The sequence below is a fragment of the Azospirillum argentinense genome, assembly GCF_000632475.1.
In the GTDB taxonomy this organism is placed as follows: domain Bacteria; phylum Pseudomonadota; class Alphaproteobacteria; order Azospirillales; family Azospirillaceae; genus Azospirillum; species Azospirillum baldaniorum.
Map to the genome: position 1 here is coordinate 182362 of NZ_CP007796.1, position 21248 is coordinate 203609.

General features: G+C 68.0%; 16 protein-coding genes and 1 pseudogene. 14 read left to right on the top strand and 3 right to left on the bottom strand.

Features of this window, described 5'->3' with window-relative positions:
* The first annotated feature begins 106 nt into the window (after window positions 1-106).
* Both ABAZ39_RS27080 and ABAZ39_RS27085 read left to right on the top strand, forming a co-directional pair.
* Window positions 107-1345: an MFS transporter gene (locus ABAZ39_RS27080; protein WP_040137431.1), complete on the top strand. Its 1239-nt coding sequence runs from the start codon at window positions 107-109 to the stop codon at window positions 1343-1345.
* 229 nt (window positions 1346-1574) lie between these two features.
* Window positions 1575-2696 (top strand): hypothetical protein, encoded by a 1122-nt coding sequence (locus ABAZ39_RS27085; RefSeq protein WP_081863420.1) that lies wholly within the window; start codon window positions 1575-1577, stop codon window positions 2694-2696.
* On the opposite strand, the gene ABAZ39_RS27090 is transcribed toward ABAZ39_RS27085, so the two are convergent.
* Window positions 2681-3598: a LysR family transcriptional regulator gene (locus tag ABAZ39_RS27090; protein WP_040137433.1), complete on the bottom strand. Its 918-nt coding sequence runs from the start codon at window positions 3596-3598 to the stop codon at window positions 2681-2683. The genes ABAZ39_RS27085 and ABAZ39_RS27090 overlap by 16 nt on opposite strands.
* Window positions 3599-3765: 167 nt before the next feature.
* Here ABAZ39_RS27090 and ABAZ39_RS27095 point away from each other — a divergent pair, with 167 nt between their 5' ends.
* Window positions 3766-4767 carry an MBL fold metallo-hydrolase gene (locus ABAZ39_RS27095; RefSeq protein WP_040137434.1) on the top strand — a complete coding sequence of 334 codons (1002 nt, stop codon included), beginning with the start codon at window positions 3766-3768 and terminating at the stop codon, window positions 4765-4767.
* A gap of 49 nt (window positions 4768-4816) precedes the next feature.
* Here ABAZ39_RS27095 and ABAZ39_RS27100 read toward each other — a convergent pair whose 3' ends face one another.
* Window positions 4817-5554: an IclR family transcriptional regulator gene (locus ABAZ39_RS27100; RefSeq protein ID WP_040137435.1), complete on the bottom strand. Its 738-nt coding sequence runs from the start codon at window positions 5552-5554 to the stop codon at window positions 4817-4819.
* A gap of 205 nt (window positions 5555-5759) precedes the next feature.
* On the opposite strand from ABAZ39_RS27100, the gene ABAZ39_RS27105 reads away from it, so the two are divergent.
* The 9 genes and pseudogenes from ABAZ39_RS27105 (at window position 5760) to ABAZ39_RS27145 (ending at window position 15750) form a co-directional block, all read left to right on the top strand.
* Complete coding sequence (locus ABAZ39_RS27105) at window positions 5760-7238, top strand: aldehyde dehydrogenase (protein ID WP_040137436.1); 1479 nt, start codon at window positions 5760-5762, stop codon at window positions 7236-7238.
* Window positions 7239-7276: 38 nt separating this feature from the next.
* Window positions 7277-8104, top strand: coding sequence for a citryl-CoA lyase (locus ABAZ39_RS27110; RefSeq protein ID WP_040137437.1), 828 nt, complete (start codon window positions 7277-7279; stop codon window positions 8102-8104).
* Window positions 8101-9363 (top strand): CaiB/BaiF CoA transferase family protein, encoded by a 1263-nt coding sequence (locus ABAZ39_RS27115; RefSeq protein WP_051658618.1) that lies wholly within the window; start codon window positions 8101-8103, stop codon window positions 9361-9363. Before ABAZ39_RS27110 ends, ABAZ39_RS27115 begins: the two co-directional genes overlap by 4 nt.
* 27 nt (window positions 9364-9390) lie before the next feature.
* On the top strand, window positions 9391-10911 hold the full coding sequence (locus ABAZ39_RS27120) for an FAD-dependent oxidoreductase (protein WP_372684176.1): 1521 nt from the start codon (window positions 9391-9393) through the stop codon (window positions 10909-10911).
* Window positions 10912-10957: 46 nt separating this feature from the next.
* Window positions 10958-12187, top strand: a complete 1230-nt coding sequence (locus tag ABAZ39_RS27125) for an ABC transporter substrate-binding protein (protein ID WP_040137438.1) — start codon at window positions 10958-10960, stop codon at window positions 12185-12187.
* 152 nt (window positions 12188-12339) lie between these two features.
* Window positions 12340-13104 (top strand): ABC transporter ATP-binding protein, encoded by a 765-nt coding sequence (locus ABAZ39_RS27130; RefSeq protein ID WP_040137746.1) that lies wholly within the window; start codon window positions 12340-12342, stop codon window positions 13102-13104.
* Between the two features lie 4 nt (window positions 13105-13108).
* Complete coding sequence (locus tag ABAZ39_RS27135; RefSeq protein ID WP_247881787.1) at window positions 13109-13834, top strand: ABC transporter ATP-binding protein; 726 nt, start codon at window positions 13109-13111, stop codon at window positions 13832-13834.
* 18 nt (window positions 13835-13852) lie between these two features.
* Window positions 13853-14742 (top strand): annotated as a pseudogene (locus ABAZ39_RS27140) (branched-chain amino acid ABC transporter permease).
* A 45-nt stretch (window positions 14743-14787) separates the two neighbouring features.
* Entirely contained in the window at window positions 14788-15750 is a 963-nt protein-coding gene (locus ABAZ39_RS27145) for a branched-chain amino acid ABC transporter permease (protein WP_063922748.1), read from the top strand.
* Here the strand turns inward: ABAZ39_RS27145 and ABAZ39_RS33485 are convergent.
* Complete coding sequence (locus ABAZ39_RS33485) at window positions 15747-16649, bottom strand: ferritin-like domain-containing protein (protein WP_051658620.1); 903 nt, start codon at window positions 16647-16649, stop codon at window positions 15747-15749. The genes ABAZ39_RS27145 and ABAZ39_RS33485 overlap by 4 nt on opposite strands.
* 215 nt (window positions 16650-16864) lie before the next feature.
* On the opposite strand from ABAZ39_RS33485, the gene ABAZ39_RS27155 reads away from it, so the two are divergent.
* Window positions 16865-19153: a NosR/NirI family protein gene (locus ABAZ39_RS27155; protein ID WP_040137440.1), complete on the top strand. Its 2289-nt coding sequence runs from the start codon at window positions 16865-16867 to the stop codon at window positions 19151-19153.
* Between the two features lie 52 nt (window positions 19154-19205).
* On the top strand, window positions 19206-21167 hold the full coding sequence (gene nosZ, locus ABAZ39_RS27160; protein ID WP_040137441.1) for a TAT-dependent nitrous-oxide reductase: 1962 nt from the start codon (window positions 19206-19208) through the stop codon (window positions 21165-21167).
* The last annotated feature ends 81 nt before the right edge of the window (window positions 21168-21248 follow it).

Below are 21248 nucleotides of genomic sequence, written 5' to 3' on the forward strand. Positions count from 1 at the left end.
GACCCCGGTCTCCACCGCGCAAATCCGGTCCTAAAATAGAACTGGAAATCCATGCGCGCAAGTGGTCTCGATATGAAACCAGATTGGTTTCACGAACGGGATCACGATGCAAAACGCAAGCGGACCAAGGGTGCGGCGCCAGCCGGATGGCGGGTTATCAAGAGTTGCGACGCTGATCTTTGCCGTTGCCGCCGGCCTCAGTGTGGCAAACGTCTATTACGCTCAGCCATTGCTCGACGCGATCGCGAGGGATTTTGGGATTTCGCCGGCTGCCATCGGCCTTGTCGTGACACTGACCCAAGTTGGTTATGCGCTGGGGTTGATTTTCATCGTACCACTCGGCGACCTGCTTGACCGTCGTCGGCTTGTCATCGGCCAGGGCCTTCTATCGATCATCGCGTTGGTCGCTGTAGCGACAGCGAAAACCGAAGGGGTTCTGTTCACCGGCCTTGCCGCGATGGGCCTGCTCGCCGTCGTGGTGCAGGTTCTGGTCGCCTTCGCCGCGACGCTGGCAACGCCCGCCGAACGCGGCAGGGCGGTTGGCACGGTGACGAGCGGCGTCGTCATCGGCATCCTTGCCGCCCGCTTTGTCGCCGGGCTGCTCGCCGACCTCGGCGGCTGGCGGGTGGTCTATCTGACATCGGCCATTCTGATGGCCGCTATGGTCGGGCTGCTGACGCGTGTTCTGCCGCGCACTCCGTTGCCGGGCAGCACCGACAGCTACGCCGAGACGCTGCATTCCATTCCCGCCCTGTTTCTGCGTGACCGGGTTTTGCTGACGCGCGGTCTTCTCGCTCTGCTGATCTTTGCGACCTTCAGCACGTTCTGGACAAGCTTGGTTCTGCCGCTCAGCAACGCTCCTTTCCACTATTCGCACACGCAGATCGGACTGTTCGGTCTGGTCGGTCTGGCAGGGGCGGCAGCCGCGACCGGCGCGGGACGCCTTGCGGACCGCGGTCTCGGCGAATGGACGACGGCACTGTCTCTCACGCTCCTGCTGCTGTCATGGGGGCTGATTGCGTTTCTGCCGTCGTCCATTCCGCTTCTGCTGATCGGCGTTGTCCTGCTCGATCTTGCCGTGCAGGCGGTCCACGTCACCAACCAGAGCATCATCGTCGCTCGCCACCCGACGGCACGCAGCCGTCTCATCGGTGGCTACATGGTTTTCTATTCGGTTGGCAGTGCCATGGGAGCAAGTGCCGCGACCATGGCCTACGCCCATGCCGGCTGGTACGGCGTTTCGATGCTGGGAGCAGCATTCAGCACCGCTGCGATGCTGACGTGGGCAGGCGCGCGCCACCGGCCGGTTGGTGGCGAAGCGACGGAACGCGCTGACGGACTCTGAGCGTCTGGTTTGCCGGCGGCGCCGGGAGTCCACTCCGGTCCATGGCCGGCGGATCAACCAAGCCCTGAGATATCATCCCGTGCAAAAATGCTGGGGTCGCGAACGTGTTTGATCCCAACTGGAGGCAATTCTTCTTCCGCTGTTTTCATCGGGACATCACCCTGTTGTCGCGGCTGTCTTCCCGGCTGGACGACGCCTTGCAGCATTTTGCAGTGGAAGGATGGACAGCATGGCGGACCAGTCGATAAAGTTCTCCTACGAGTACGGAAAATACAAATATTTCGAATTTTCCGGAAACAACAACAAGGTGGATGTCGAGTTTTCCTGGGACTCTCCGAAAACGGACCCGTCGGGAAAGCCGATACCGAAGAAGGTGGTCGATCTTTTCAACAAGAATGTGCGCGACGCCATTCAGGAGTTGATGAAGACCGAAGAGAAGACGGTTGCCGAAATAAAGAAGCAAATTCAGGCGTGGGATCAGAAGATCGCGAAGCACGAGATCGACGGCCGCAACCTGTTTTTGTTTTTGAACACGATCAACAACACCATGGAGCAGCGGGCCGCCGACCGCTTCGGGGGGATCGTCGGCGGCATCGCGACGGTCATGAAGCTGATCGAGAAGAAGGCCTTCGCCGGCCTGGACGCGGCCGTGCGCAAGATGCTCGAAGACATGAAGTGGAAGGTCTACGCCAAGACGGTGGGAAAGATCGCCCTCGCTCTGACGGCGACGGCCCTCGCCATCACGGCCACGGTGCTGACCGGGGGCGCGGCGCTGCCGCTGGTCGTGGCGGGCGCCAAGATCACGCTCGACGTGGTCAAGGAAGGGAAGGCCGCCTACGACAGTTTCAACGACGGCGCGGACGAGGTGGTCGCCTTGCAAAGCGCCGTGGCGAAACACCGGAGCGGCGCGCAGGAGGCGATGAAGGTGGTCGAGCGGGCCGAGAGCCGGCGCTACCTCATGGCGGAGTCGGTGAACAAGCTGGAGCGGCAGCTTCGGGCGGCGGAAGCCAAGTACGAAGACGTGGAGCGCATCCTCAGTCAGAAGAAGATTGACGGAATCGCCGTCACCGAGGATGCCTCCATCCTGGCTCTCGTCAAGAAGGTGAAGCAGTACAAGGATTTGATCGACCGCCTCACCCCCTTGCTGAACGGAGCCCGCACCGACCTGAAGCGTCTGGACGCGATGATCGACGGAGCGCGGCGGGCATTCGACCCGTCCACCTACGACGCGATTCCAAACGCCGACTGGAAGACGATTCTCAAGAAATACGCGGATGAGTATGGCTCGACGGTCAAGACGCTGGGTGACCTGGGCTCCAGCATCGCGACCGTCGTTCAGAAGCTGGCCTGATCCCCGGCCCGCCAGTTGTAGCCCTTCATGTGATCGAGGAACGCCCGCATGGCCGCGCTCGGAAGGCGGCGGTTCGGGTAATACAGAAACCAGTGCGGCAAGGTGGGGCTCCACTCCGGGAAAAGCTCCACCAGCCGACCGTCCCGGACGTGGGGTTTCGCATAGTCGTCCAGGACGTGGGCGATGCCCCGGCCGGCCAGGGCGGCCTGAAGCTCGTTGTGCACCGTGCTGACCGTCAGGCGTCCGGCGGGTGTGACCTCCAGCGCGTCGCTCCCACGGGCGAAGCGCCATGTGACGAGGGTCCCGCCGGGAAATCTCCGCCTGATGCAATCATGGTAGACCAGGGCGTGGGGTGTCACCGGCAGCCCCTGCCGCGCGATGTAATCCGGTGACGCGACGATCGCGTATCGGAGCGACGGTCCGAACGGGACCGCGATCATGTCCTGCGCCAGCTGCTTGCCGAACCGGACGCCGGCATCGAACCCCTGCTCCACGATGTCGATCACCGCGGCGTCGCTGATGATCTCGATCCTCACCTCGGGGTAGGCGTCCATGAAGTCGAAGACCAGCGGACAGAGGAGATGATCGACGGCGGGCGCCGGCGCGTTGATCCGCAGCGTTCCCGATGGGCTGTCCCGCAACTCGCCGACCTCGGCGATCGCAAGCTGGATGTCGCTCAGCGCCGGAGCCAGGCGATCGAGGAGGCGCTGCCCGGCCTCCGTCGGCGATACGCTCCGCGTCGTCCGGTTGAGCAGCCGGATGCCCAGCGCCTCCTCCAGGGCGTTCATCGTCTGGCTCAAGGCCGATGACGAGACTCCCCGTTCGAGCGCCGCCGCGCGGAAGCCGCCACAGCGCACGATCGCCGCGAACACGTCGAAGCTGTCCAAGCGAATGGGGTTCATTGCGAAGCTGGCCTAATCAAGCCGATCACATTTGGCGAGCTTATCAGCGCAATCCTGCCGTGTCATGGTCGATCTGCGGTTGATCGTCGCGCCCGGATCGCCGTCCGTCACCGGTCACCCCCGGTCCCGTGGCGGGAAGCGGGCGCCCCACCTGGGAGGAACCACCGATGAATGCCCTCACTCTGAACCGACGCCGGATCATGCTGTCCGCGGCCGTCGGCGCATCGACCCTGTTCGTTCCGGGTGGTGGGGCGGGCGCGTCCGCGCAGGTGACGCCGGCGCCGCCGACAACGCTCGCGACCGGCAACGCCGGCCACTACCGTTTCCGGGTCGGCGACATCGGCGCGACGGTGTTGAGCGACGGCGTGATCGGCGGTCCACCCCGCGTCTACGCGAGCGACGCGCCCGAAGCGGAGCTTCAGGAGGTGCTGCGGCGCGCCTTCCTGCCGACGGACCACATGACGTTGAATCTGAACACCCTTCTGATCGAAACCGGCGGACGCCGCATCCTCGTCGAGGCCGGCGCGGGCGCGACGATGGGGCCGAACGGCGGGCGGATTTTTCAGAACCTCGCGGCGATCGGGCTCGGTCCCGCCGACATCGACGCCATCGTGATCTCGCACACCCATCCCGACCATGTCGGCAATCTCAGGACCGCGACCGGCGGCCGGGCGTTCCCCCGCGCCACCGTCTTCGTGCCGCGGGCGGATTGGGATTTCTTCGTCCGCAACGATCCGGACCTGTCCTACATGCCCGTTCCGGAGGATTTCCGCCGGCGCTTCGCCGCCGCGATCAAGAGCAGCCTCGAACCGGTCGGGAACGCGGTCGAACTCTATGAGGCGGGCGCGGAGATCGTGCCGGGCCTCACGACGATCGTCGCCTCCGGCCACACGCCGGGCATGGCGACCTTCCTCGTCCATTCCGGAAACGACCAGCTGCTGCTGACCGCCGACCTCGCCTACCACCCGGTCGTCAACGTCGACAACCCCTGGCGTCCCGGACCCGATCGCGACAAGGACACCGCGCTCGCCTCGCGCCGGCGCATCTTCGACCGGGCTGCCGCCGACCGCATTCCGGTGCTGGGGTTCCATTTTCCGTTTCCGGGCCTCGGCCGGATGCTCAAGACCGACGGCGGCTATGCCTGGGTCCCCGCGAACTGGCAGTTCTGAGGGCGGCATGAGCGCCATCCAGCCGCCGCCGCCCGATCCCTGACGGCCCTCAGTTCGGGTAATGCCCGCCCAGAGTCTCCGACAGCCGGTGGCCGGCCGCGAGCAACAGGGGCATCATCACCGCCACCCGCTCCTCGGTGAAGCGGGTCAGTGGGCCCGACAGGGTCAGGGCGCCGACCAGCCCCTCCCGCTGGGAAAAGACCGGAACGGCGGCGGCGCCGGTTTCGGATTCGCGCTCGCCGAAGGACAGCAGGGGCAGGGCGGCGAAGTCCTCCGCCGACACCGCTCCGGCGAAGCGGAGGAGCACATGGCCGGCGGCCCCTCGGTCCAGGGGCAGGCGGTCGCCTTCGTGGACGTGGTCGCGGATCGCCTGCGTCGAATCCTCGCGGAACGCGCAGATCCGCCACGCCCCTTCGCGCCGGAAGAAGGACGCGCTCTCCCCGCTCTCGCGCATCAGCTGGCGCAGCACCGGCCGGACATGGTCCTCCAACCGCAGGGAACGCTGGTAGAGCCCGCCCAGCCGCATCAGCTCCGGGCCGAGCCGGTAGGACTTGTCCTGGTGGCGGACGAGATAGCCGGCCTTCTCCAGGGACACGGTCAGCCGCAGGATGGTGCTCTTGTAGAGCCCGGTCCGCGCCGCGATCTCCGTCAAGCTCAGCGCGTGATCGCCCGCCTGGAAGCAGCCGACGATGCTCAGCGCCCGGTCGACGGCCTCCACCCCGCCGGCGGAGGCCGTGGTCGTGGCTGTGGTCGTGGCCATGGTCGTCTTGGGCTTTGCGTCGGTCATATCGCATCCTTCATTGGCAGCCTGGCGGCCTTGGCCATTGGCAGCCTTAGCGCGCATTTTTCCCCGACACAACCGTCGGACGTCAAGGATGGCCGGGGCGGAAAAAAGTGGGAGGACGAACGGTTCGGGGTTGACGCATTTAGTACGCCTATGTTCTCTTAGATGAAACATGGTTCTATCTAACAGAACTTCTGCGAGGCGAAGGGTGGAACGCTACAGGCTGTTCATCGACGGGGACTGGTGCGATCCGGTGTCCAACGAGTGGTTCGAATCGACGGAGCCCTATTCGGGGCGGGTGTGGGCGGAGATTCCGCGCGGGACGCAGGGCGACGCCGATCGCGCGATCGAAGCGGCGCACCGCGCCTTCCTGGCTCCGGAATGGGCCGGGCTGACCGCGACCCAGCGCGGCGCCCTGCTGCGCCGTCTGGCCGAGCTGATCGAGCGCAACGTCGACCGGCTGGGCGCCATCGAGCAGCGCGACAACGGCAAGCTGATGGCCGAGGTCAGCGGGCAGGTGCGCAACGTCGCCCAGTGGTTCCACTACTACGCCGGCCTCGCCGACAAGGTTCAGGGCGCCGTCGTGCCGATCAACAAGGCCGACGTGTTCAACTACGTGAAGTACGAGCCGCTCGGCGTCGTCGTCGCCATCACGCCGTGGAACTCGCCGCTGGCGCTGACCACCTGGAAGATGGCCCCGGCCCTGGCCGCCGGGAACACCATCGTCATCAAGCCGTCGGAATACACCTCCGCCTCCATCCTGGAGCTGGCGAAGCTGGCCCACGAGGCGGGCTTCCCGCGCGGTGTCGTCAACGTCGTCACCGGCTTCGGCGGCGAGGTCGGCGAGCCGCTGGTCCGCCATCGCCTGACCGCCAAGGTCGCCTTCACCGGCGGCGACATCGGCGGCCAGCGCGTCAACGAAGCGGCGGCGCCGGGCCTGAAGAAGGTGACGCTGGAACTGGGCGGCAAGTCGCCGAACATCGTCTTTGACGACGCCGACCTCGACCAAGCGGTGAAGGGCGCCATCTCCGGCGTGTTCGGCGCCTCGGGCCAGACCTGCATGGCCGGCTCGCGCCTGCTGGTGCAGAAGACCATCCACGACGCCTTCGTCGCGAAGCTGGTCGCGGCGGCGGGCGAGGCGCGCATCGGCGATCCGTCGAAGATGGACACGCAGATCGGACCCATCGCCACCCGCGCGCAGTGGGAGAAGATCCTGCGGATGATCGAGATGGCCAAGGCGGAGGGCGCGGTCTGCGCGCTCGGCGGCCACGCCCTGTCGGGAGCGGAGTACGGCCAGGGGCAGTTCGTGGCGCCGACCATCTTCACCGGCGTCCGCAACGACATGCGCATCGCCCAGGAAGAGGTGTTCGGCCCGGTCCTCTGCGTCATCCCCTTCGAGGACGAGGAGGACGCGCTGCGCATCGCCAACGACGTCGAGTTCGGTCTGGCGGCCGGCGTGTGGACGCGCGACCTGCACCGCGCGATGCAGTGCGTGGACCGGCTGCGCGCCGGGACGGTGTGGGTGAACAACTACCGCTCCACCAGCTTCACCACGCCCTTCGGCGGCTACAAGCGCTCCGGCCTCGGCCGCGAGGGCGGCGTGGAGGCGATCAAGGAATATCTCCAGACCAAGAGCGTCTGGATCACCACCAAGCCCAACCGCGCCAACCCCTTCGTGCTCGGCTGAGGCCGGGCCTGCAGGGGCCTTGCCCCGGGAGCATTCCCATGTCCGAAGCGACCATCGATACCGCCGCCGGCTGGTGGCGGACGTCGATCATCGACATCCATCCAGGTTCGATCCGGGTGCGCGGCTACGCCATCGAGGAGCTGATCGGCACGATCGGCTTTCCCGACATGGTCTGGCTGATGCTGCGCGGCGACCTGCCGACGCCGGCGCAGGGCCGGCTGCTGGGGGCCGCGCTGGTCGCGGCGGTGGACCACGGGCCGCAGGCGCCGTCCATCGCCACGGCCCGCATGGCCGCCACCTGCGGCGTCGGGCTGAACAACGCCATGGCCTCCGGCATCAACGCGCTGGGCGACGTCCATGGCGGCGCCGGCCAGCAATGCATGGAGCTGTACGCAGCCATCGCCGCCCGCATGGCGGAAGGCGCCATCCTGGCCGCGGCGGCGGACGCCGAGATCGCCGCGCGGCTGGAGCGGCGCGAGCACATTCCCGGCTTCGGCCACCGCTTCCACCCCGTCGATCCGCGCGCCGGCCGCCTGCTGGCCCTGGTGGAGGAGGCGAGGGGCGAGGAGGCCGTGACCGGGGAGGTCGCCGCCATCGGCCGCGCCGTCGAGGACGCGCTGGCCGCCCGCAAGGGCAAGCGGGTGCCGATGAACATCGACGGCGCCACCGCCGTGGTGTTCGCCGAACTCGGCTTCCCGCCCGGTCTCGGGCGCGGGCTGTTCGTGCTGTCGCGCTCGGTCGGCATCCTGGCGCACGCCTGGGAGCAGTCGCAGCAGGGCGGCCGGATCAAGGGGCCGATGCCGCCGTCCATCCCCTACCGCTACGACGGCGCCGCTCCGCGCCCGGTGCCGGGAGGCGGCGCATGACCGGCCCGTCCGCCGACAATCCGCTGCCCCTGGCCGGCGTCAAGGTCCTCGACTTCGGCCACACGGTGATGGGGCCGTCCTGCGCCATGATCCTCGCCGACCTCGGCGCCGACGTGGTGAAGATCGAACCGGTGCCCAACGGCGAGCCCACCCGCCATCTGAAGGGTTTCGGCACCGGCTATTTCGGCTATTTCAACCGCAACAAGCGTTCGCTCGCCGTCGATCTGAAATCGCCGGAGGGGCGCGAGATCGCCCGCCGCCTTGTCGCCGAGACCGACGTGCTGGTGGAGAATTTCGCCCCCGGCACGATGGACCGGCTGGGGCTGGGCGCCGAGACGCTGGCCGCCGTCAACCCGCGCCTGATCTACGCCAGCCTGAAGGGCTTCCTCGACGGCCCCTACGCCGGGCGCCTCGCCCTCGACGAGGTGGTGCAGATGATGACCGGGCTCGCCTACATGACCGGGCCGAGCGGCCGGCCGCTGCGCGCCGGCACCTCGGTGGTGGACATCACCGGCGGCATGTTCGCGGTCATCGCCATCCTGGTGGCGCTGCGCGAGCGGGAGCGGACCGGCCGGGGGCAGACCGTCGAATCCGCCCTGTTCGAGACCACGGTGTTCCTGATGGGGCAGCATCTCTGCTACGCCGCCCAGTCGGACGCGCCGATCCCGCCGATGCCGGAACGCGTGTCGGCCTGGGCGGTCTACGAGACCTTCCACACCGCCGACGGGCGGCCGATCTTCGTCGGGATCACCACCGACAGCCATTGGGAGCGCTTCTGCGCCACCATCGACCGGCCGGACCTGCGCGACGATCCGCAGTTCCGCACCAACAACGACCGCATCGCCGCCCGGCCGCGCCTGCTGCCGCTGCTGACGGCGCTGTTCGGCGGCCTGTCGATGGAGGAGGCGGTGTCGGTGTGCGAGCGCGCCCGCATCCCCTTCGCCCCGATCGCCCGGCCGGAGGACCTGTTCGACGACCCGCATCTGCGGGCGACCGGCGGACTGATGCCGACCACCCTGCCCAACGGGGTGCGGACCGCGCTGCCGCGGCTGCCGATCCATGTGGCGGACGCGGATCTGGCGATCCGCTGCGATCCGCCCCGCGTCGGCCAGGACACGCGCGCCGTGCTGGCCGAGGCCGGCTATGACCCGGCGGTAATCGAGCGGCTGGTGGAGGCCGGGGTCATCGTGGCCGACGGCACCATCAATGGCGCCACCGGCCACGCATCGGGCAAGAACCAGAAACGCCTCGCCGGATGAAGCGGGACAGGTCAGGAGACGAATGAAATGACGGAGGAAACCAGGATGAGCCCGGCGGGCAACAACACCCCCAGCGACACCCCCAGCGACAATGATATCAGCGATCTGGTGATCGTCGGCTGCGGCATCGCCGGGCTTTCGGCGGCGGTGACGGCCTTGCAGGCCGGGCTGTCGGTCACGCTGCTGGAGCGGGCGCCGGAGGAGGATTTCGGCGGCAACTCGCGCTGGACCGAAGCCTACATGCGGATGAAGAACGACTCCGAGATCGCCGACGATTTCGAGGAGCATTTCGCCGCCAACGCCGGGCTGAACATCGACCCCAACGTGCTGGCCGCCGCCGCCGAGCCCTACGAATACTGGCCCGATTACGTGAAGGCCCATCCCTTCCCCGATCCAGAGGTGATCGCCCGCTTCGCCGAGCGGGTGCCGACGACCATCGGCTGGCTCAAGGAGTTCGGCCTGCGCTTCGAGCCGCAGCCGATCTATCTGCTGACCCAGAACACCCAGCGCATCGCCGCCCAGGGCGGCGGCCTCGCCCTGATCGAGCGGCTGATGGCCGAGGCGAAGGCGCTGGGTGCCCGCGTGCTCTACCGCACCACCGCGCTCGACCTGCTGCGCGACGGGCAGGGCCGCATCGGCGGCGTCCACGCCACCGGGCCGGACGGCCTGCGCGTCGCCATCCGCGGCCGTTCGACGGTCCTGGCCTCGGGCGGCTACCAGGGCAACACGGAGATGATGACCCGCTACATGGGGGCGCGCGCCAAGCATGTGCGGCCGGTGGCGCGCGGCGGCTACTACAACCGCGGCGAGGGCATCCGCATGGCGCTCGACGCCGGGGCGGCGCCGGCCGGCGATTTCGGCTCCTACCACGCCGAGCCGGTCGATCCGCGGTCCCGCCAGCCCGAGGCGGTGATCTTCATCTGGCCCTACGGCGTGCTGGTCAACAAGCGCGGCGAGCGTTTCCTCGACGAGGCGCCGGGCACCGCCGACGCCACCTACGACCACATCACCCGCGTCGTCGCCGACCAGCCGGACGGGCTCGCCTACGTCCTGTTCGACGATCAGGTGGAGGACATCCCGCGCTGGCGCACCAGCATCCGCAGCGACGTGCCGGCCATCGAGGCGCCGACGCTCGACGCCCTGATTGACAAGCTCGGCCTGCCGGCCGAGGCCACCAAGGCGACGGTCGCCGCCTACAACGCCGCCTGCCCGGCCGACGCCGCCGGTTTCGACCCGACGCGGGTGGACGGTCTGGCGACGACCGGGCTGACCCCGGCCAAGACCAACTGGGCGCGCCCGCTGGTCAAGGGACCGTTCCGCGCCTTCCCCATCGTCTCGGCCAACTGCTTCACCTTCGGCGGGCTGAAGGTGGACGTGGACGCCCGCGTTCTCGACGGCAACGGCCAGCCGATGCCGGGGCTGTACGCGGCGGGCGAGACGGTCGGCCTCTACCACCAAGTCTACACCGGCTCGACCTCGGTCCTGCGCGGCGCCGTGTTCGGCCGGCTTGCGGCCCAGCACGCGGCCGCGTCGCGGAACGCCGGCTGACCATCATAAGAAAATCTCGGGTCCAAGGATTCATTGGGAGGATATCGTGAAGCGCTACGCCGTGACGGCGGCCATCGCCGCCTGCCTGCTCGCCCAGACCTATTCCGAACCGGCCCACGCCCAGGGTGCCGCCTACAGCGACGGCAAGATCAAGATCGGCATCCTGACCGACCTGTCGGGCCAGCTCTCCGACAGCACCGGGCAGGGCTCGATCGCCGCCGCGCAGATGGCGGTGGAGGATTTCGGCGGCGCCGTCAACGGCACGCCCGTCGAGCTGATCTTCGCCGACCATCAGAACAAGGCCGACATCGGGGCCTCGACGGCGCGGCGCTGGTACGACGTCGATCAGGTGGATGCCATCATCGACGTGCCGAACTCCGCGGTGGCGCTGGCCGTGCAGCAGATCACCAAGGAGGCCAACCGCGTCGCCATCTTCTCCTCCCCGGCCAGTTCGGACCTGACCGGCAAGGCCTGCACGCCGAACGGGCTGCACTGGACCTACGACACCTACGCCCTCGCCCACGTGACGGCGGAAGCGGTGGTGGCCTCGGGCCTGAGCAGCTGGTTCTTCCTGACCTCCGACTACGCCTTCGGCCATGCGTTGGAGCGTGACACCGGCGCCGTCGTCGAAAGCCAGAAGGGCAAGGTCCTGGGCAGCGTCCGGGTGCCGGCCAACAACGCCGACTTCTCGTCCTTCCTGCTCCAGGCGCAGGCGTCGCCGGCGAAGGTCGTGGCGCTCGCCACCGCCGGGGCCGACACCCAGAACGCGATCAAGCAGGCGGCGGAGTTCGGGCTCGGCCAGTCGGGCAAGAACATCGTGGCGCTGCTGCTCGCCATCAGCGAGGTCCATGCGCTGGGCCTGCAAGCGACCCAGGACATCATGCTGACCACCCCCTTCTACTGGGACATGGACGACGAGACGCGCGCCTTCTCCAAGCGCTTCTTCGAGAAGCGCAAGGCGATGCCGACCTTCTATCAGGCCGGCGTCTACGGCGCGGTCAGCCATTACCTGAAGGCGATCAAGGCCTCCGGGACGGACGCCGCCCCCGACGTCATGAAGACGATGAAGGCGACCCCGGTGAACGACTTCATGACCAAGAACGGCTCGGTGCGCGAGGACGGCCGGGTGCTGCGCGACATGCATCTGTTCCAGGTGAAGACCCCCGCGGAGTCCAAGGCGCCGTGGGATTATTACAAGCTGGTCCGCAGCGTTCCCGCCGACCGCGCCTTCCGGCCGCTGTCGGAAAGCGACTGCCCGCTCGTCAAGAAGATGTAAGGCGAAACACGCCGTCGGAACGCGGCGCTTCGGCGACGCGGCACCGGCGGCGTCGCGCCCCTTGCGCGAGCGGCGCGAGGCCGGCTCATCACCGGGAAAGGACAGACATGACCACCGGACACACGACCACCGGACACACGGCCGCCGGCCACATGACCGGGCACACCGGCGACATCATCCTGGAAGCGCGTGGCCTGACGATGGAGTTCAAGGGCTTCGTCGCGGTGAAGGAGGTGAATCTCCAGGTCCGCCGCGGCACCATCCACGCGCTGATCGGCCCGAACGGCGCCGGCAAGAGCACGGTCTTCAACCTGCTGACCAAGTTCCTGACGCCGACGCGCGGCCAAATTCTTTACAAGGGACGCGACATCACCGCCATGAAGCCCGCCGACGTGGCGCTGCTCGGCATGGTGCGGTCGTTCCAGATTTCCGCGGTCTTCCCGCACCTCAGCGTGCTGGAGAACGTCCGTGTCGCGTTGCAGCGCCCGCTTGGCACCAGCTTCCATTTCTGGAAGTCCGAGGAGACGCTGCGCGACCTGCGGGGCCGTGCGCTGGAGCTGATCGAGGCGGTGAACCTCACCCCGTGGGCCGACCATCTGGCCGCCGAGCTGCCCTACGGCCGCAAGCGCGCGCTGGAGATCGCCACCACGCTGGCGCTCGACCCGGAGGTGATGCTGCTCGACGAGCCGCTGGCCGGCATGGGCCACGAGGACATCGAGGGCACCGCCGCGCTGATCAAGCGCGTCTCCGCCGACCGCACCATTCTGATGGTGGAGCACAACCTGTCGGTCGTCGCCCACCTGTCGGACACCATCACCGTGCTCCGCCGCGGCGAAATCCTGGCGGAGGGGCCGTACGAGGCCGTCTCGCGGAACCCGCAGGTCATGGAGGCCTATATGGGGACCGGACATGCCTGACGGGATGCGCACGACGGCTGCCCGGACCGGAACGGCGATGCTCGACATCGCCGACCTGCACGGCTTCTACGGCGAAAGCCATGTGCTGCACGGCGTCAACATCGACGTGCGCCAGGGCGAGGTGGTGACGCTGCTCGGCCGCAACGGCGCCGGCAAGACCTCCACCATGCGCGCCATCATGGGGATCATGGGCAAGCGCACCGGCTCCATCCGCTTCCAGGGCCACGAGCTGATCGGCATGGCGCCGCACAAGATTCCCCGCCTCGGCATCGGCTATGTGCCGGAGGAGCGCGGCATCTTCTCCTCGCTCAGCGTGGACGAGAATCTGGCGCTGCCGCCGGTGGTGAAGGAGGGCGGGATGACCGTCCCGCAGATCCACGCGCTGTTCCCCAACCTGAAGGGCCGCGGCGCGACGCAAGGCACGCGCCTGTCGGGCGGCGAGCAGCAGATGCTGGCGATCGGCCGCATCCTGCGCACCGGTGCCGGCCTGATCCTGCTCGACGAGCCGACCGAGGGCCTCGCCCCCGTCATCATCGAGCAGATCGGCGTGGCGGTGCGGGCGCTGAAGCAGCGCGGCTTCACCATCCTGCTGGTCGAGCAGAATTTCCGCTTCGCCGCCACCATCGCCGACCGCCACTACGTGATGGAGGAAGGGCATGTGGTGGACATGATCCCCAACGACCAGCTCCACGCCAACATGGACAAGCTCCACACCTATCTCGGCGTGTGAGCGGGAGAAGAACGCCCGATGTCCCAACTGCTCGGCATTCCGCCGCAGGCCCTGTTCGGCCAGCTTCTGCTCGGCCTGATCAACGGCTCCTTCTACGCGCTGCTCAGCCTCGGGCTGGCCGTGATCTTCGGCATGCTCAACGTCGTCAACATGGCGCACGGCGCCCTCTACATGGTCGGCGCCTTCGTGGCGTGGCTGCTGCTGACCTACGCCGGTGTCGGCTACTGGGGGGCGCTGGTTCTGGCGCCGCTGGTGGTCGGGCTGGTCGGGCTGGCGCTGGAGCGCACGCTGCTGCGCCGGCTCTACAAGGTCGATCATCTCTATACGGCCTGCTGCTGACCTTCGGCCTCGCCCTGATCTTCGAGGGCGCCTTCCGCCATCACTACGGCGTGTCGGGCCAGCCCTACCCGATTCCGGACCTGTTGAAGGGCGGGACCAACCTCGGCTTCATGTATCTGCCGACCTACCGCGGCTGGGTGGTGGCGGCCTCGCTGCTGGTCTGCCTTGGCACGTGGTTCGCCATCGAGCGGACCAAGCTGGGCGCCTATCTGCGGGCGGCCACCGAGAACCCGACCCTGGTCCAGGCCTTCGGCATCAACGTGCCGGTGATGGTGTCGCTGACCTACGGCTTCGGGGTGGCGCTGGCCGGTCTGGCCGGGGTGCTGGCTGCACCGATCTATCAGGTCTCGCCGATGATGGGGTCGAACCTGATCATCGTCGTCTTCGCGGTGGTGGTGATCGGCGGGATGGGCTCGATCCTCGGCGCCATCGTCACCGGCCTGGGGCTGGGTTTGCTGGAAGGCCTGACCAAGGTCTTCTACCCGGAGGCCTCCAACATCGTCGTCTTCGTCATCATGGCTGTGGTGCTGATGGTCAAGCCCGCCGGCCTGTTCGGGCGGGAGAGATAAGCCATGAGCCTGCAAACCAGGGACACGCTGCACGAAGGGCTCGCCATGCGCGGCGGCTCGCCGAAGCTCCTGCTGACCGGGGCGCTGCTGCTTCTGGCGGTCCTGGCGCCCTACGCCCTGTACCCGGTCTTCCTGATGAAGGTGCTGTGCTTCGCGCTGTTCGCCTGCGCCTTCAACCTGCTGATCGGCTTCGCCGGGCTGCTGAGCTTCGGCCATGCCGCCTTCTTCGGCGGAGCGGCCTACGTCGCCGCCCATGTGGTCAAGGAATGGGGCTGGGCGCCCGAGGCCGGGCTGCTCGCCGCCACCGCGGCGGCCGGAGCGATGGGGCTGGTCTTCGGCCTGCTCGCCATCCGCCGGCAGGGCATCTACTTCGCCATGATCACCCTGGCGCTGAGCCAGATGATCTTTTTCCTGGCCCTGCAACTGCCCTTCACCCATGGCGAGGACGGCATCCAGGCGGTGCCGCGCGGGCATCTGTTCGGGCTGTTCGACCTCAGCCAGCCGCTGACCATGTACTACACCGTGCTGGCGATCTTCCTCGGCGGCTTCGCCCTGATCTGGCGCACGGTCCACTCGCCCTTCGGTCAGGTGCTGAAGGCGATCCGCGAGAACGAGCCGCGCGCCGTGTCGCTGGGCTACCGCACCGAGCGCTACAAGCTGCTGGCCTTCGTGCTGTCGGCGGCGCTGGCCGGGCTGGCCGGCGGCACCAAGGCGCTGGTCTTCCAGCTCGCCTCGCTGACCGACGTGACGTGGCAGATGTCCGGCGAGGTGGTGCTGATGACCCTGCTCGGCGGCATGGGCACGCTGCTCGGCCCGGTGGTGGGGGCGGCGCTGGTGGTGACGCTGGAAAGCTACCTCGCCTCGACCAGCCTGCCGGTGCCGGTGGTGATCGGCGCGATCTTCGTGGTCTGCGTGCTGCTCTTCCGTCGCGGCATCGTCGGGGAGCTGCTGCACCGTCTGCCGGGGACGGGGGGGCGCCGCGCCGATCGCCCTCGGGCGGGCTCCTAGCCCGCGGTGTCGATCCGCTCCGCCAGCAGCGCGAGGTGTCCGACCACGGCTTCCTGAAAACGCAGAGATTCGGTCAGGACCAGCTCGTCGGTCGCCTGGGCCGCCACGTCGCCGAAGGCTTCGGCGAGCCGTTCGGAGGCGGCGACCGCCGCGCGCAGTCCGGCGGCTGCGGTGTCGGGAAGGGTGGCCTGCGACGCCGTTGCGTCGGAGCCGGACGGGATCAGCGACCGCTCCTCTTCGGCGATGCGGGTCAGCAGCGCGGCACCGTCCCCGTCGCCCAGGGCCAGCAGGCGCGCCGCCAGCGCGCCGTGCTCGGCGGCGGTGGCGGACAGCAGGGCGACGGCCAGCCGTTCCAGTTCCGCGGGCGTGTCCGCGCGGGTCGGCTTGTGCTCCGCCCGGCCCCGTTCGCGGCGGTAGGCCTTGCGGCGCTCGCGGCGGAGCAGGGCGGCGTGGCGGAGTTCCTCGCGGGCCAGCGCCTCGGCGTGGGTGCGGATCGGCTCGTCCGGGGCGCTGGCGGCGATGTAGCTGTAGAAGGCGAAGGCGCGCTGCTCGTTGACCACCGCCAGCGACAGCGCCTGATAGGGTGTCAGCCGCGTGCGCTCGGTCAACTCCTCCCAGGAGGCGGCAAGCTCCGGCGGCAGGCGCCAGAGAAAGGCCGGGGCGTCGGGGGCGGGGCGGCCGAGGCGGTGCGCCCAGCCGTCCACCGCTTGGACATGGTCCTGCTCCTCCGCGATGAGGGCGCGGAAGGTGGTGGCGGTGTCGGTCTCGCCGCGGCGGTCCATCAGGGCCGCCAACTGGGTGTAGCGGCGCACCGCCTCCTGCTCCAGCGCCAGCGCGATGCCCAGAAGCTCGTCCAGCGAGCGGACCCCACCCTGTGGTTCGTGGCGCAGCAACGGCATGGAAACCCCCCGGTCGCGAGTGAACTTCGCCTAAAATGCAATCGATAGTCCCGCCCGATCAGCAATCGTACGGACCCTGGTGGGGAGGATAGTCCAGCTTCATTTTTCCGCGACTTGACGACGGTCAAGAACAGCGGCCCGAACCTGCGGTCTCATGGGTGCGTCAACGGGGCATACGGCCCCTTGATCAAGATCAAGACTTCAAGGCAAGGGCGATGGTTGCGGACTTCTTGCGGGGAACACGCGCGCTGGTGGTGGGGCTGCTGATCCTGCTGGCCGGTCTCGGCACGGCGGACGCCGCCGAAGCGCTGCTGGCGCGGTATCTCGGCACGGTGCAGCCGGGCGATCTCGCCGCCGGGGCGGACCGCTTCGGCGCCCCCCTGCCGAACGCGCCGCTGGTTCCCGTCTACAAGGGCGACGCGCTGGTCGGCCACGCCTTCCTGACCTCCGACTTCGTGAACACGACCGGCTATTCGGGCCGTCCGATCCATGTGATGGTCGGGCTGGCGCCGGACGGAACGGTGACCGGGGCGAAGCTGGTGGACCATCACGAGCCCATCGTCCTGATCGGCATCCCGCCCGCCAAGGTCAACGCCTTCATCGACGGCTACGTCGGCAAGAACGTGCTGGCCCTGGCCTCGCAGAGCGCGTCCAGCCCGCCGGTGGACATCGTGTCCGGCGCCACCGTGACGGTGATGGTGATCGGCGATTCGATCATCCGTTCCGGCAAGAAGGTGCTGCAGGCGCTGGGCGCGCCGGGAGCGGCGGAGGCCGCGCCGACCGTGACCCGCAGCCTCGACCTGTCCAAGACCGGAGTCGAAGACTGGGCCACGCTGGTCGGCGACGGCTCGGTGCGCCGCCTGACACTGACGGTGGGCGAGGTCAACGCCGCCTTCGAGCGCACCGGCAAGGCCGAGGCCGCCGCCCGTCCCGAGGCCGGCGACCCGAACGACAGCTTCATCGACCTCTACGCCGCGCTCGCCACCATTCCCGCCGTCGGCCGCTCCCTGCTGGGCGATGCGGAGTACGAGGCGCTGGTGCAGCGGCTGAAGCCGGGCCAGCACGCCATCGTCGTGGCCGGTCAGGGGCGCTATTCCTTCAAGGGCTCGGGCTATGTGCGCGGCGGCATCTTCGACCGTTTCGAACTGGTCCAGCACGAGGGCGCCATCCGCTTCCGCGACCGTCTGCACAAGCGCCTGGGCTCCCTGGCTGCGGCGGGCGCGCCGAATTTCCCCGAGATCGGCCTGTTCGTCATCCCCGAAGAGGTCGGCTTCAACCCCGCCGACCCCTGGCGCCTGCAGCTGCTGGTCCAGCGCGCGACCGCGGCGCTCGACAAGGCCTTCGTCACCTTCGACCTCGGCTACCAGCCGCCGGAGAAGTTCCTGAAGGTCGAGCCGGTGGCCGCCCCTGCCGCTGCCGCGGCGCCGGCCTCCGTGGCTCCGGCCGCCGTGGCTCCGGCCGCCGTGGCTCCGATGGCCGCCGCCCTGGCGGAAGCGGACGCCGGCGACGAGATCCCGCTGTGGCGGCGCATCTGGGAGAACCGGCTGTTCGACGTCGCTATTCTGGCGAGCGCGATCCTGCTGCTGACCGGAATCTTCTTCTTCCAGGACCAGCTCGTGAAGCGCCCGGCCCTCTACGAGCGGGTGCGCACCGGGTTCCTCGTCTTCACGCTGGTCTGGCTCGGCTGGTACGCGACGGCGCAGCTGTCGGTGGTCAACGTGCTGACCTTCGCCAACGCGCTGCGCACCGACTTCCGCTGGGACTATTTCCTGATGGACCCGCTGGTGTTCATCCTGTGGTTCTCGGTCGCCGCGTCGCTGCTGTTCTGGGGGCGGGGCGCCTTCTGCGGCTGGCTGTGCCCGTTCGGCGCGTTGCAGGAGCTGGCGTCCAAGGCCGCCAAGAAGCTCGGCGTCCGCCAGATCGCCGTGCCCTTCGGGCTGCACCAGCGGCTGTGGCCGATCAAGTACATGATCTTCCTGCTGCTGTTCGGCCTGTCGCTGACCTCGCTGGCGACGGCGGAGAAGGCGGCGGAGGTCGAGCCCTTCAAGACCGCGATCATCCTGCATTTCGTCCGCGACTGGTGGTTCGTCCTGTTCGCCGTGGCCCTGATCGCCGCCGGCCTGTTCATCGAGCGCTTCTTCTGCCGCTATCTGTGCCCGCTGGGCGCTGCGCTCGCCATCCCCGGCCGGATGCGGATGTTCGACTGGCTGCGCCGCTACAAGGAATGCGGCAACCCGTGCCGGCGCTGCGCCAACGAGTGCCCGGTCCAGGCGATCCACCCCGACGGTTCGATCAACCCCAACGAATGCATCCAGTGCCTCCACTGCCAGGTGCTCTACCACCACGACCGCAAATGCCCGGTCATGATCCAGAAGCGCCTGAAGCGGGAGCGCCGTGACGCCACCCAATCCACAGCTTCGGTTGCCGAGGCCAAGCCCCGTGCCGCCGTGCTGACCACCGATCCCACCACCGGGCACCTGTCCGCCCGGCCGGAAGGACTTTGACCCACCAGGTCGAAACAAGAGCCCCGTAAGGGGACATCGAAGGAGTTCACCCATGTCGGAAACAAAAGCGTCGGACACAAAAGCGTCGAACATCAAGGTTGAGCGGACGGGCGTGAACCGCCGCGATCTTCTCGGGGGCACCGCCAAGGCGGCGGCGCTGGCCGGCATCGCCGGCGCGGTGGCCGGCGGCGCGGCGGGCGGTGCCGGGCTGTTCGGCGCCGGGCCGGCCGCGGCCGCAGGGTCGGGCAACCAGAAGTACGAGGTCAAGCCGGGCGATCTCGACGAATATTACGTGTTCCATTCCGGCGGACAGTCGGGCGAGCTGCGCATCCTCGGCCTGCCCAGCATGCGCGAGCTGCACCGCATCCCGGTGTTCAACCGCTGCAGCGCCTCGGGCTGGGGCCTGACCAACGAGAGCCGGAAGATCCTGACCGAGGGTCTGACCGAGGAGAACCGGAAGTATCTGGCCAACCACGGCGGCACCTGGCTGAACGGCGACCTGCACCACCCGCACATGTCCTTCACCGATGGCACCTACGACGGGCGCTACATCTTCGTGAACGACAAGGCGAACACCCGCGTCGCCCGCATCCGCTGCGACATCATGAAGGTCGACAAGATCATCGACATTCCGAACGTCTCGGCGATCCATGGCCTGCGCCTGCAGAAGTACCCGCGCACCGGCTACGTCTTCGCGAACGCCGAGCAGCTCGTGCCGATGCCGAACGACGGCAAGAACCTCGACCCGAAGAACTACCGGACGCACTTCTCGGCCATCGACGGCGACAGCATGACGGTGTCGTGGCAGGTCCGGGTGGACGGCAACCTCGACAACACCGAGGCGGACTATCAGGGCAAATACGCCTTCTCGACCTGCTACAACTCCGAAGGCGGCGTGACCACCGCGGAGATGACGGCGAACGAGCAGGACTGGATCGTCATCTTCAACATCAAGCGCATCGAAGAGGCGGTGAAGGCCGGCAAGGTCGAGGTGATGCACGGCGTCCCGGTCGTGGACGGCCGTCACGGTTCGCCCTTCACCCGCTACGTTCCGATCCCCAACAGCCCGCACGGCATCAACGCGGCGCCGGACGGCATCCACGTCACCATCAACGGCAAGCTGTCGCCGACGGTGTCGGTGATGGACGTCCGCCTGCTCGACGACCTGTTCGAGGACAAGATCAAGCCGCGGGACGTCATCGTGGCAGAGCCGCAGCTGGGGCTCGGGCCTCTGCACACCGCCTATGACGGGCGCGGCAACGGCTACACCACGCTGTTCCTCGACAGCCAGATCGTGAAGTGGAACATCGACAAGGCCAAGCGCGCCTACAAGGGCGAGAAGGTCGATCCGATCATCCAGAAGCTGGACGTGCACTACCAGCCGGGCCACACCCATTCCTCGATGGGCCAGACCAAGGACGCCGACGGCAAGTGGCTGATGGTGCTGAACAAGTTCTCCAAGGACCGCTTCCTCAACGTCGGTCCGAGCAAGCCGGAGAACGACCAGCTCATCGACATCTCGGGCGACGAGATGAAGCTGGTGCACGACGGCCCGACCTACGCCGAGCCGCACGACACGCTGATCGTCCACCGCTCCAAGCTGAACCCGAAGAGCATCTTCACCCGCGACGACCCGATGTGGGAGGAGGCCCGCCAGCAGGCCAAGAAGGACGGCGTCAACCTGGACGACGACGCCAAGGTGATCCGCGAGGGCAACAAGGTCCGCGTCTACATGTGGCAGCGCGCTCCGGCCTACGGGCTTGAGGAGTTCACGGTCAAGCAGGGTGACGAGGTGACGCTCTACATCTCCAACATGGACGATGTGGACGATCTGACCCACGGCTTCACCCTGTCGAACCACGGCATCGCCATGGAGATCGGGCCGCAGCAGACCAGCTCGGTCACCTTCATCGCCGAGCGTCCGGGCGTGCATTGGTACTATTGCCAGTGGTTCTGCCACGCCCTGCACATGGAGATGGGCGGCCGCATGATCGTCGAGCCGCGCGCCACCTGAGGCACCGCTTGCCCCCACCCTAACCCTCCCCCGCTTCGCAGGGGAGGGAACAAGGGTCGCCCCATCTCCCTCCCCCGCCCA

Bases quoted from the DNA above. Each gene is read 5' to 3' on its own strand.
- ABAZ39_RS27080 (WP_040137431.1), top strand. From the start codon at position 107: ATGCAAAACGCAAGCGGACCAAGGGTGCGGCGCCAGCCGGATGGCGGG.
- ABAZ39_RS27085 (WP_081863420.1), top strand. From the start codon at position 1,575: ATGGCGGACCAGTCGATAAAGTTCTCCTACGAGTACGGAAAATACAAA.
- ABAZ39_RS27090 (WP_040137433.1), bottom strand. From the start codon at position 3,598: ATGAACCCCATTCGCTTGGACAGCTTCGACGTGTTCGCGGCGATCGTG.
- ABAZ39_RS27095 (WP_040137434.1), top strand. From the start codon at position 3,766: ATGAATGCCCTCACTCTGAACCGACGCCGGATCATGCTGTCCGCGGCC.
- ABAZ39_RS27100 (WP_040137435.1), bottom strand. From the start codon at position 5,554: ATGACCGACGCAAAGCCCAAGACGACCATGGCCACGACCACAGCCACG.
- ABAZ39_RS27110 (WP_040137437.1), top strand. From the start codon at position 7,277: ATGTCCGAAGCGACCATCGATACCGCCGCCGGCTGGTGGCGGACGTCG.
- ABAZ39_RS27115 (WP_051658618.1), top strand. From the start codon at position 8,101: ATGACCGGCCCGTCCGCCGACAATCCGCTGCCCCTGGCCGGCGTCAAG.
- ABAZ39_RS27120 (WP_372684176.1), top strand. From the start codon at position 9,391: ATGACGGAGGAAACCAGGATGAGCCCGGCGGGCAACAACACCCCCAGC.
- ABAZ39_RS27130 (WP_040137746.1), top strand. From the start codon at position 12,340: ATGACCGGGCACACCGGCGACATCATCCTGGAAGCGCGTGGCCTGACG.
- ABAZ39_RS27135 (WP_247881787.1), top strand. From the start codon at position 13,109: ATGCGCACGACGGCTGCCCGGACCGGAACGGCGATGCTCGACATCGCC.
- ABAZ39_RS27145 (WP_063922748.1), top strand. From the start codon at position 14,788: ATGCGCGGCGGCTCGCCGAAGCTCCTGCTGACCGGGGCGCTGCTGCTT.
- ABAZ39_RS33485 (WP_051658620.1), bottom strand. From the start codon at position 16,649: ATGCCGTTGCTGCGCCACGAACCACAGGGTGGGGTCCGCTCGCTGGAC.
- ABAZ39_RS27155 (WP_040137440.1), top strand. From the start codon at position 16,865: ATGGTTGCGGACTTCTTGCGGGGAACACGCGCGCTGGTGGTGGGGCTG.
- nosZ (WP_040137441.1), top strand. From the start codon at position 19,206: ATGTCGGAAACAAAAGCGTCGGACACAAAAGCGTCGAACATCAAGGTT.